8 protein-coding genes are annotated in these 11,622 nt (G+C 45.3%); 4 read left to right on the top strand and 4 right to left on the bottom strand.

What is annotated here, in order from left to right:
* Positions 1–152: 152 nt before the first annotated feature.
* The 3 genes from kaiC to Q5691_RS10295 all read right to left on the bottom strand — a co-directional run bounded on the left by kaiC (position 153) and on the right by Q5691_RS10295 (position 3,499).
* Positions 153–1,715: a circadian clock protein KaiC gene (gene kaiC / locus Q5691_RS10285; RefSeq protein ID WP_333068315.1), complete on the bottom strand. Its 1,563-nt coding sequence runs from the start codon at positions 1,713–1,715 to the stop codon at positions 153–155.
* A gap of 345 nt (positions 1,716–2,060) precedes the next feature.
* The gene (kaiB, locus tag Q5691_RS10290; RefSeq protein ID WP_006632119.1) at positions 2,061–2,375 is read right to left on the bottom strand and encodes a circadian clock protein KaiB; all 315 of its coding nucleotides are present in this window, start codon (positions 2,373–2,375) and stop codon (positions 2,061–2,063) included.
* Positions 2,376–2,563: 188 nt separating this feature from the next.
* Positions 2,564–3,499 (bottom strand): circadian clock protein KaiA, encoded by a 936-nt coding sequence (locus Q5691_RS10295; RefSeq protein WP_333208980.1) that lies wholly within the window; start codon positions 3,497–3,499, stop codon positions 2,564–2,566.
* Between the two features lie 396 nt (positions 3,500–3,895).
* Here Q5691_RS10295 and Q5691_RS10300 point away from each other — a divergent pair, with 396 nt between their 5' ends.
* The 4 genes from Q5691_RS10300 (at position 3,896) to Q5691_RS10315 (ending at position 10,320) form a co-directional block, all read left to right on the top strand.
* Positions 3,896–7,156 carry an ATP-binding protein gene (locus Q5691_RS10300; RefSeq protein WP_333344721.1) on the top strand — a complete coding sequence of 1,087 codons (3,261 nt, stop codon included), beginning with the start codon at positions 3,896–3,898 and terminating at the stop codon, positions 7,154–7,156.
* A 488-nt stretch (positions 7,157–7,644) separates the two neighbouring features.
* Positions 7,645–8,526 carry a tetratricopeptide repeat protein gene (locus tag Q5691_RS10305; protein WP_445304751.1) on the top strand — a complete coding sequence of 294 codons (882 nt, stop codon included), beginning with the start codon at positions 7,645–7,647 and terminating at the stop codon, positions 8,524–8,526.
* 235 nt (positions 8,527–8,761) lie between these two features.
* Positions 8,762–9,955, top strand: a complete 1,194-nt coding sequence (locus tag Q5691_RS10310) for a glutathione S-transferase family protein (protein WP_333344723.1) — start codon at positions 8,762–8,764, stop codon at positions 9,953–9,955.
* Between the two features lie 77 nt (positions 9,956–10,032).
* A complete protein-coding gene (locus Q5691_RS10315) occupies positions 10,033–10,320 on the top strand; it encodes a hypothetical protein (RefSeq protein WP_333344725.1) in 288 nt (95 codons plus the stop codon).
* 177 nt (positions 10,321–10,497) lie between these two features.
* On the opposite strand, the gene Q5691_RS10320 is transcribed toward Q5691_RS10315, so the two are convergent.
* The gene (locus tag Q5691_RS10320; RefSeq protein WP_333344727.1) at positions 10,498–11,553 is read right to left on the bottom strand and encodes an ATP-binding protein; all 1,056 of its coding nucleotides are present in this window, start codon (positions 11,551–11,553) and stop codon (positions 10,498–10,500) included.
* Between the last annotated feature and the right edge of the window lie 69 nt (positions 11,554–11,622).

Here is an 11,622-nt window from a genome sequence, read left to right on the forward strand (position 1 = left end):
ATAAGAACTCCTATTTCCGCAATTAAGAACCTGTAAAACATTGTCGCGGTTGCTATCAATCTTCCCAAACTCCTCAAATTTAAAAATTAAAAAAGTTGGGTTTCCTAGCTCAACCCAACTTACTTTTAACAACGATGAATTACTGCTAACTCTCAAATATCCTCATCGTCTTGACCTTGCACACCCTGGAGAATCCGCGATAGCTCACTCTTCTCATTAATAGTAATCCGAGTTGGAGAACCGCTGATAATCCGTTCGTAACCACGGAACGAATCTTTAATTTGTGGGCCTCTTTCAGTAATTGTGTATTCCCGAATTCCTTTGTCATGCCACGAACCGCGCATCTTAAACACATTAATTGCCCGCGACATTTCTCCTCGAATCTCTACATACTGCAGCATAATAATCGTGTCAGTAATCGTAGAAATATGGGAGTCAGTAATCGAATTAGAACCCATAAACTGGTCGCTTGTATTCGTAAAAAAGCCGGTTATTTCTTCCTGCTTCGCAAAACCTGTCACTCCGATCACAAATTGCCTGAAAGCATTATTGCTGACACCCCTAGCTAAGGCAGACAGCGAGTCTATAGCAATTCGAGAAGGTTTGAACTCAGCAATTTCTGATTTAATAGTCTGCAAGTGGTCTTCCAAACCGGCAGATTCCGGGTAAGTACACAGCAGCTTTAGCATTCCTTTCTGTTCCATTTCCTCAAAATCAATGCCCCAAGAATAAGCATTGCGGAACAACTGAGCGCGCGACTCTTCATACGCAAACAGCAGCGCCCGATTGCCGTTCATACAAGCATTCTGCAAGAACTTGCTCACCAACAGAGTTTTGCCGGTTCCCGTTGCACCCGTAGCCAAAATAATCGAGTCTTTGAAGAAGCCGCCACCGCACATCTCATCGAGAGTTTTATCACCTGAAGAAACCCGCACGTTTGAAGACTTTTGAGTTAATCGCATCGCCCCCAATGGGAAAATATTAATTCCGTCATTAGTCATAGTAAAAGGATATTCACCCTTCATGTGAGTTGTACCGCGCAACTTCAAAATTTCGATGGTGCGGCGGCGACGTTCTCCTTCCAATACGTTGCGAACAATCACCACATTATCCGACACAAACTCTTCCACTCCAAACCGAGCCACCGGGCCGTATTCTTCCACCCGTTCCGTCGTCATAACTGTAGTTGCTCCGACTTGTTTGAGGCGCGCAACTAAGCGAAAAATTTCTCGGCGCACCACCGATGCGGCGTCGTACTGCTGAAATACGGCGGTAACAGAATCTATTGAAACCCGCTTGGCTTTGTACTTACGAATGGCGTACTGAATTCGCTCGATTAAGGCTGATAAATCAAAATTTCCTACGATATCTTGACCTTCCGGATCGGGGGAAGCGTCCAAAATAAATAGCTTGCCTTCCTCGATTAACTGTGCCAGATCCCAACCGAAACTGCAAGCATTTTTAATAATATCTGTGGGAGATTCTTCAAAAGTTACGAACACTCCAGCTTCGTCAAAATGGGTAATTCCATTATAGAGAAATTGTACGGCAAATAAAGTTTTTCCCGTTCCTGATGTGCCGCTGACTAGGGTGGTTCTGCCGAGCGGCATTCCGCCGTGACTGATGTCATCGAAACCCTCAATCATCGTGCGAATTTTTTCAACTCCTGCCGTTACCAATCCTTCTCGTTTAACCGTTTGACTAATTTCATTCATGTCGATTTTTGTCAACTCTCAGTATTCTTTAGTTGTCACTCATTAACCGCCGATCATGAGTCTTTGTACCCAGCTTTTAGTTTTGGCTCTTGCTCAATAACTAATGACTGCTGACTGGTGACTAATAACCCCGCTCAAAAACCGATACCGTGCCACGTACTTCTGTCGTGGAAAGATGAAAATTTTAGACTTTTGTTCAACCTCCCCGGTTCATCTGTTGAGTAAATCTAAAACCTAAAATCGTTCGACTAAGCGCGACTCGATGCTTCGACTTAGCGCTCGCCAAACGTTTCACGCCAAACCGAAGTCTCAAATCTAAAATCGACAGACTCTCACTTGATTATCTTATGAATTGAGGTCTTCTTCGCGAAGTTCTTCATAGAGCAAATCTAATCCTATCAGAACTTTCTCACGATCGGACAAATCGCCAATAATTTTTCGCACCGGCGGCGGCAGGATTTTTGCCAGCGTCGGGGTTGCCAATATTTTGTCCTCTTCTGCTAGCTGAGGATTTTTGAGAACATCTATGACTTTCAGCGCGTAGACGCCTTGAAATTCTTGTTCTAGGATGTCCTTTAGGGTTTTCAAAGCTCGCACTGAGTTGGGAGTATTCCCCGCAACGTACAGCTTCAGAACGTAGGTTTTCTTCAGAGGACTCATGAACTTTTTTAAATGTTGAGTATTAGTTGTCAGATGTTAGTTGTAGTTGTTATTTGTCTTAAATCCGCTGTTCTTTGTTATTTTATAATAATTTCCGCCTCGCCCTCGCGCGGCCGTTGCTCGGCTCCTTTCTTTTTTGTTAGATTCTACCTTCTACCTTTTGTTTCTTAAATTATGCCGAATCCCTTCTACATTCTACCTTGAGAGGTTTCTTTCGGAATCGATCGCCGATACATCTCGCACATATGAGCGATCGCGTCAATCAGGGTCAAACGGTAATCAAGCAATATTTCCTCACTGCGCCCTTCTATTTTTAGCTGTTTAGCAAACTCGTCCATCAATTCCATGTGAATTTCTACAACTTGAGTCACAGGAACGTCAGCAAAAAAAGCCAAATTCACAAATTCATCTATTTGATTGTTGACCGCAGCATCTTGAGAAAAATAATTCAAAACGATGTCGCGATAACTTGACTTGAGTTGCTCCAAAAACTTTTGCTTCTCTGGTCCCGACAGATTTTTCAAAAAAATCTGGGAATTTCTTTTATAATACACACCTAAGTATCCTAATCGCTCCCGTAATTTTTCCGCCAGCCGCCGCTGCTGTCGGCTGAGCAAACTTTGAGCAGTCAATTGGGCTGTCGCATCTACCGTTACGGATTGGTAATTGACAGGAACCGGAGTTGAAAGTTTCAGAAATTGTGCGATCGCCCGATCGATACCGGCAGCTATTTCACTTGATCGAGCGATTGCCAGTTGCACCTCAGCAGGGTGATAAAAAAAAGCACAGCTTTCGTCTCGACTCTGGTTGGCGGTACTGGCTGCCGCCTCAAAACCATCTGAAAATGGTGCTTCGGCCTTGCCATCTACCTGCGCGTGAGGCGAAAAAATCACAGCAGGCAAAAAGATCGATCGTTCTTGCAGCTTGCCCAGAAGCGATCGCAGATCCCCATCCACCTCCAAAACCAAACAATCAAGGTGATAATTGTGCTTAAGGAACCCCAAAAGCTCCACTGCCGACTTAATGTGCATTAAAGTATAGCGCTCGCCTCTCAAAAGCTCGATCGCAGAGGCTGCAATTTCCTCAGAGCGGACAAAAATACCGATAGAAAGTTGAGGAAGCAAAGCTGTAGGTGCACCACCTAAGTTGCCTGAAAGTGCTGGATCGCTCAGAGTTGATATCTCCTTTACAAAAAACTTAACATTTTAACAATCATCTCAACATTTATTTTAACCAATCTTAACCGCAAAATAAGTGATGCGCTTCTACCGGAAGAAGAATCAAAGTGTACTCCGTGGTTTTTGTGTCAAGCACCCTGAGCGTGATTTCTGCAATTAAGCTTAAGCCTTAAAATAATTGCTAGTCGCCTCAAATCAGGCGTAGGCATCGAACTCCCCGGTGTCGGTGCAGATACGGAGCCTGATAGCGAACTGATATAAAACTAATAAGATACAGAAATTCGCAGCTACATTGAGCATCAAAAATATTACTGCTCTCGTGAGCAGACTCTCAGGTTTGTTATGCCACTCACCACCCCCAGTCTCAAAAATTTTATCGAGCCAGTGCCGCTGTGCCGCCAAACGGGTGTGCTAGCATCGCTGCAGTCAATTTTCAGATCCTGCAACTGCGATCGAGTTGCAGTAGTCAACGAACAGCTACAGCCGCTGGGATTAGTGTACCTCCGCAGCCTTTGGGCTTGGGGAGCCGATCGCACAAACGACGGGCAGCAACCTTTGTCAGAAAGCTCGATCGCGATCGAACCAGTCAGGGTATTACCCGCCGCTATGAGCGTCAGCGAATTCTGGGAGTACCTGCAAACAGAGGAACAGAACACCCCAGCCCGGCCAAACCGCCAAACCGCCGACACCCCCCCCAAAACTCCGATCGCCCTCACAGATGCCAGTGGTCAATTCTTAGGAATGCTAGACAACCTGAGCCTGCTGCAATTCGCCGCACTCAACAGCAGCTCGCTCTGCAGCCTCACAGAGCAGGGAACAGCAGTCAAAGAAATCGAATTAAAAAAACCAATTTCCGAAGCCATCGCCACGGTCCTAGACGCTCAAGTGCGCTTTCTAGAAGCAGGATTGAAACCTTCGGAAAACCTGAACTCCCTAGTCGAACTACTGGAAAAACTACCCCTGCCCCTGAGATTGCAAACCCCCACCGCACAAATAGTCAGCCAAAACGCAGCGTGGCGGATTTTGCTGGGAGCTGGCCCAGAACCAGTTCCAGAACCAGCAGCAAATTTGGGTAAACACTCGCCCCGCAAACCAAGCCATTTAACAAGCGAATACAAGAGCGTGCAGTTAGAGGGCATCACCACCGACTGCAGGAGCCTAGTAGGAGCAAGTAGATCGGGCGATTCCCTGCGGGATAGCTTCGCCGCGCGTGATTCAACCGCAGCCACCAGTTGTCCGCTGCCCCTGTACGCTGCTGCTTCCCCCTCAACATTAACCGCTCCAGCTTGGTGTCCCATGGCCGGCAAACCAGACACCTACATTTGCGAGTGCCCCGTACAAAAAGGTCAAGAACGGATCTGGCAATTTGTCAAACAGCCGCTCTCAGACAAGCTAATTTTAGTAATGGGACAAGATGTCACCGAAGAACATTTAGTCGCCAAAGAACTAGCAGCGAAAAACGCAGATTTAATCCACCTCAACCGACTCAAAGACGAATTTTTATCCTGCATCAGCCACGAACTAAAAACGCCACTCACCGCCGTCCTCGGTTTGTCCAGCCTCCTCAAAGATAAATTGATCGGAGAACTCAACGATCGCCAAACACGCTACGCCAAACTAATTCATAAAAGCGGGCGGCATTTGATGACAATAGTTAACGATATATTAGACTTGACCCGGATGGAAACCGGGCAGCTAGAACTAATTCCCGAAGCAGTCGAAATAGAATCAACCTGCCAAAGAGCGTTTGAACAAGCAAAACAACTGCAACAGCAAGAAGAAAAAAAACCACCCGAACCAAGCAAAACTGATGGCACAGCAAACGCAGAACCCTCCGCCCAAATAGAATTTACACTCGAAATAGAACCGGGACTGAGCCAATTAATTGCCGACGAACTGCGACTGCGGCAAATGCTCGTCAACCTCCTTTCCAACGCCCTAAAATTCACCGAACTCGGCGGCAAAATCGGATTGAAAGTAAATGTTTGGGAAGGCTGGATCGCATTCAAAGTTTGGGACACTGGCATCGGCATCCCCGCCGACAAACAGCATCTGATCTTTCAGAAATTCCAACAGCTAGAAAGCCCCCTCACCCGCCGCTTTCAAGGAACCGGACTGGGACTGGTACTGACTCAACGCCTAGCTCGGCTCCACGGCGGGGACGTTTCGTTTATTTCCTCAGAAAACCAAGGCTCTCAATTTACCCTGCTGCTGCCACCAAATCCTCCGGGAAACAGCAGTGAAGAAGTCCCCGCATCGGGAGCCGTTGAGGAAGAATTATTACAACCCCAATATCCGACTCTGACCGCCAATTCTCGCTCTCGTTTAGTATTAATAGTCGAAGCAGTTCCCAAATATATCGAAGATTTAACCAACGTCATCTCAGGTTTGGGCTACCAAGTAATAGTCGCCCGTTCCGGCACCGAAGCGCTAGAAAAAGCTCGCAGGTTCAGTCCCGAAGCGATTTTCCTCAACCCGCTGCTGCCGCTGCTGTCGGGTTGGGACGTGCTGACGCTGCTCAAGAGTGACCCGGATACCCGATCGATTCCGGCGATCGTCACAGCCACCAGAGGGGAGAAAGAACGGGCTAGTGTCAACAGAGCTGAAGGCTTTTTGACCTTGCCGGTGGAAGAACCCGCTTTGCGGCGGCTGCTGGCAGACTTGATCGGCCACAGTAATTCTAGTAGCCCCAAAGTAAGGAGTTCTTTAACCGTTTTGTGGCTCAGCCCGCAAAACAGTTCGTCTCAAGGTTCCGCTTTACTGCTCAACCCCAACTACTGCCGGGTTTTAGAAGCAGACGACCTCGGCCAAGCAGAACTCGTGGCCAGAATTTGGCGCCCCGATGCGATCGTCTTGGATGGTACAAGTCAACTGCAAAACCCCTTAGCTTTTATCGAACAGTTAAGTCGGTCTCGAAATTTGGGTTCTCTCCCGTTAGTGACTTTAGACCCCACCACTACGCAACTGGCAAATCAAGTCAAAGGATTGTCGGTATTTCCCTGTTTGGCTACCCGCAGTCCCGACGACAGTGAAACTTCACCAACCGGTTTGGTACCAAGTGCTTTGTGGCAAGTGATTCAAGTTGCTGCGGGCATGAGTTGGAAACCCAGCATTTTATTTGCCGACATTTCGACTTTACCCGATTTGCACTCCTCTTCTGGGGGGAACCCGACGGGAGAATTGGAACATTGCGATCGATCGACAAATGCCGAGATTCCCCTTCCCAATTCCCATTTTTCTACTCCCAACTTTCAAGCTTTGATTCAGTACATCCAAACCGCAGGATTTCGAGGGTCGATCGCTCAGAGCTGGACAGAAGTTTTGCAGCAGTTGCAATATCAAAGCGTTGACTTAGTTTTGCTGTGTTTGCGAGATGCCCCCTCAGAATCAACCGCTATGCTGCAGGCGCTATCGAACTTGCGCCAAATGGCAGTAAAATTGCCAATTTTAGTTTGGGATTATCGATCTGCTGTAAATTCGGAATCCGAGGCGATCGACTTTCTACTGCAAGAAGTATCTGCCAAAATTTTGCCTTCTTCCTTATCAGCAGCACAATTGTTAGACAAAATTCAACAGAGTTTATTAACTCATTCAAGTTCCTAAAAATGAAGAATTTCCCAGGTTTTTAGTGAGGAAGTAACTCGTTTCTCAACCTGTAAAAATTAACTATTATTTATGAGGAAAAGCACAATTGGGCAACTATTTAACTGTCAACCGCCAAGCGTTATTTATCAAGTCAGTCAAGTTTATAATAACTCATCATTTTGCGTATTTGTAGTGAGGTGATCAGTGGTTTATAAAACAGTGAATAAAAACGACTACCCTGAGTGTAAATATAATTTGACAAGTATAGCAATCCTAAATCATTCATTTGCATAATTATTGTAGGGGCAATCCTCCCGTGGTTGCCCGATAGATAGGGGGTAGGCACTATTAGCACTACCCCTACAAATTTATCTGAATCATTTAGGATTACTATATTTAAATGAAAACCCAAAAGTGTTGCGAGTCAAGAAGCAATATCAAAACTCAAAAATATGAGTTATTATAGGCGATCGAGAAACCCTTATATTTTTTTCTGGGGCTGTACAGTGCCTAATCGCATTCCTTTAATATCTCTGCTACTCGCACTCGGTTTGGGGGCAATGCCCCAGCCTGCTGTGGCACAGGCACTCCTGCCTTACACCCTGCAAATCGACTCGGCCCAACTCGAACAAACGGCCTTGAGCCTTGCAGAAGAAGCCGTCCAGCTAGCCAGACTCCAGCAGTACCAACTAGCGGTACCTAGAGCCGAACTCGCCACACAGTTAGCCCCCAAAAATGCTCAAACTTGGACTTTGTTAGGTAGCTTGTACCTTCAAGTCGAACAGTTTGACAAAGGCATTGAAGCTTTGGGGCAAGCTCAATCTCTGTCGCCAGAAAATCCATCAATTAAATTTGTCTTGGGAGAAGCTTACTTTCGGAAAGCGAACTACGAGAAAGCAGTTGAATATTTGCAAGCAGGATTAAAACTCAAACCAGACACTCCAGGTGCATTATTTGATTTAGGTAATGCTTTTTATAAGCTGAAGCGGTTTGATCAGGCGATCGCCCAATACGAAAAAGCCTTTGCTTTAGAAAAAAATCTTTGGCCTGCTGTCAACAATATCGGATTAGTCAAATACGAAATGGGAGATGTTGATAGCGCCATCAAACGCTGGCAAGAAGCGATCGTGATCGACGACAAAGCAGCCGAAGCAATGCTAGCTCTAGCAGTAGCATTCTACACCAAAGGTGACAAAGAAAAAGGCTTAGCGATGGGAGAAGCAGCTCTGAAACTCGACAAACGTTATGCTACCGTAGAATATCTCAAAGAAAACCTCTGGGGCGATCGTTTAATCGCAGATACGCAAAAGTTGCTAGCCACTCCTGAAATGAAAGCAGCACTGGCTAAAATTCAAGACGCCCCACCCCCTCCCCAAATGTCGCCTTAATTGTAGTTAAGTTTGTAGTGAGGACTTCAGTCCTCAAAGCTTTTTTTAACTGAGAACCAACTATCTTATTCACGACTAAGACCAAAAAATAGTTGAATGCGCTATCGGTAGGGGTAAGGTGCGCGCACAGCGCACCCTACCGATTGAGTTGGTGCGTAAGTTCTATTATTGCCACGAAGCAGTCGCTGTCTTCAATTCTCCAATCTAAAATCTAAAATCTAAAATCTAAAATCGCATGACCCCTCTAAGCTGGACAGAATTAGAAGCCCTCACAGACTTTGAAGTCGATCACACAAACGGTCCCACCAACGCCCAAGCCCGCTTGCGCCTATTCGGTAAAACCGAATCCGATGTGCGAGTCACTCTGTACCGCGATAACCATGCTTGGTGTCCCTACTGCCAAAAAATCTGGTTGTGGTTAGAAGAAAAACAAATCCCCTACCGTATTGACAAAGTTACCATGTTCTGCTATGGGGAAAAGGAAAGCTGGTACAAGCGCAAAGTGCCATCGGGAATGCTACCGGCGATCGAACTAGACGGCCGCATCATCACCGAAAGCGATGACATCTTAATCGCCCTCGAACGAGTCTATGGCCCCTTGGGTTTGGGCATGGAAAACCCGGCAGTAATACCCATGCGGCGGTTAGAGCGACTGCTATTTAGAGCCTGGTGCTCTTGGCTGTGCTACCCAGCAAGTTCAGCCAAAGTAGAACAGCACAACCGCAACCAATTTATCGGCGTGGTCGCCCAGGTAGAAAAAGCTCTGGCTAGCACTCCGGGGCCTTATTTCCTCGATGAATTTGGCACTGCGGATGTGATCTTTACGCCCTACGTCGAACGGATGAATGCCAGTCTTTACTACTACAAAGGCTACTCGATGCGGGAAGAAAACCCGCGCTTTGCTGACTGGTTTGCGGCGATGGAAACCCGCCCTACCTATCGCGGCACTCAGAGCGATTTTCACACCCACGTCCACGATTTACCGCCTCAGATGGGCGGGTGTTATGAAAACGGCGAACCTCAGATGCTACTCAATAAAGCCCGCGTGGATAATGGGCCTTGGGCTGGACTGCCGGATGTGATGTACCCAGAACCGGAAACTTCCCGCGCTGAAGCACTTCATCGCGTCATTAAGCACCACCGCAATATCGTTCGAGTCAATCCTGCTGATGACAACTTATTTGATGAGGCTTTGCGTTGTGCTTTAACTTTGATGATGACTGGCGAAGTTTGTACGCCGCCGGCTGGTTCTGATTCGGCTTTGCGGTATTTGCGCGATCGGGTGAATGTGCCCCGCGATATGTCGATCTACGCGGCCAAGCGATTGAGGGAAGCGTTGGAGGAAACGGCGGCTTTGGTGGGTGATGGCCAAGGTTCTCCGATTCTGCTGAAGCATCGGCGAGATCAAGATCCGGCTAATTTTGTGTAGGATTCTGGGCATATCGGAATCAGACGGAATCGGGGTTGCTGCTGGTCTACTTAATCAGTTTGCTATCTGCTGGATTAATGAAACTAAAGGTTTATGTGATTGTTAATCCGGTTCTGTTTGAAGAGGAGGATACTGGGCTGGTGGAGTTGGCGATCGCTCTTGAAGATGAGGTTGTCTATATTTTTAATCCTCGTCAACCGAGATGGAATACTCACTTTGTTTGGAATGGTGTGGAAGTGATCGGGTTAAGGGCGATCGGTGCAACGGTACAAGCCCTTGATTTGAATCGCTCAACTATGTTGGCCATTCGGGTACAAGAGGAATTACGGGGTCGTCATCCTCCCCGGAAGATATCAATCCCGTAGATACTGATTTGTAGATACTTCTTTTGACTGAGGTTAGAATCAAAATGGTTTGAGGATCGAGGGTATGAAGTTGGGGCGAGCGCGTGTTAAATTAACTTTTGAGCTCATGGTTAGTAATTACTTTTTGGGTTAGAACGGAGGTAAACACAATCTAACTATTTTGAAAAGATTTTTTAATCATTTATTAATCTGTGCCAGTTTATATTTAGCTGTTGCTGCTGAATCAATCTGATCGGTAATTTCAGCCAAATAATATAGCTTATCGCAAATCTCACTTATAGACATTTGATGTTCTGAATTCAAAGTAAATTTTCCAGCAAAATATTGAAGAAATTTTTCATCTACAAAGCCGTTTCTATGAGAATACAAATGCCTTATTTGAAGTATCTTCTCTATTTCATTTTGTTTTGATTCATTAAGAACACCCAAATCGCTTATTTGTTTATTTTCTTTTATAAAACCTTTTACACTACCTTTTTGCAACTTACCAAGTTTTTCTTTGGCACAATATTTTACAAATTCTTCCATGTCTGAACAATTTAAAACCTCTTCAAGAGTAATTTGCTTTTTAGATTTTAGTGTTGCCGGATTTGCTAGAAAAATCTCATACAACAAGTCCGACAAATATGTTTCAAAGTTATCCACAAAGGAGGAAAACAATATTCTTGTAAGTATTTTCCCTTCTTGATTGATTGTGGGCTTATTTGCATCTATTGGATAAAGCATCAGAGCAAGATCATCTATTATTTTTAAAATACTTTGATAGTGTTCAATCAACTTGCACTTGGCATTTGTTGCCTTTTTTTTATATTCTTCAAGCTGCTTATTTATAATTTTAATTCTTAAATATCCGTTCACTTTTAATTGAAGTTCACTAGGATTTAAATGTAGAATTTGAGCGCCCACTCTCTTATAAATTTTATCTTCTACAGCAACTAAAATGTCAGATTTTTCAATCTTTATTGCATAAAGCTTTTTGCCATTATATACAACGTATTGATAATATACCTGCGGTTGGGGTGAAAGAATATCTAATGCTTTATGAATAATTGTGTTGGCATGAAATTCTTCACTTAAACCGTTAATTTCGATATTTCCTTGCCCAGCCTCTGACACGCCCAAAATTATGTATCCACCATCAGCATTAGCAAATGAACTGATTAGTTTAGCAATGTTATTGGATGGTGGCAAAACCGCTTTATATTCAAGCGTAGAGCTTTCTGCCGGGAGCATCCCGGTTTTGTAAAAGTGCTATCCAGAGAGGATAATAGGTAGAGCGTCAACAGAAGCGTGAACTGCATT

This window comes from Microcoleus sp. w1-18aA5 (assembly GCF_036701705.1).
Classification (GTDB): Bacteria; Cyanobacteriota; Cyanobacteriia; order Cyanobacteriales; family Microcoleaceae; genus Microcoleus.

Coding starts and splice junctions, on each gene's coding strand:
- kaiC (WP_333068315.1), bottom strand. CDS start 1,715: ATGAATGAAATTAGTCAAACGGTTAAACGAGAAGGATTGGTAACGGCA.
- kaiB (WP_006632119.1), bottom strand. CDS start 2,375: ATGAGTCCTCTGAAGAAAACCTACGTTCTGAAGCTGTACGTTGCGGGG.
- Q5691_RS10300 (WP_333344721.1), top strand. CDS start 3,896: ATGCCACTCACCACCCCCAGTCTCAAAAATTTTATCGAGCCAGTGCCG.
- Q5691_RS10310 (WP_333344723.1), top strand. CDS start 8,762: ATGACCCCTCTAAGCTGGACAGAATTAGAAGCCCTCACAGACTTTGAA.
- Q5691_RS10315 (WP_333344725.1), top strand. CDS start 10,033: ATGAAACTAAAGGTTTATGTGATTGTTAATCCGGTTCTGTTTGAAGAG.
- Q5691_RS10320 (WP_333344727.1), bottom strand. CDS start 11,553: ATGCTCCCGGCAGAAAGCTCTACGCTTGAATATAAAGCGGTTTTGCCA.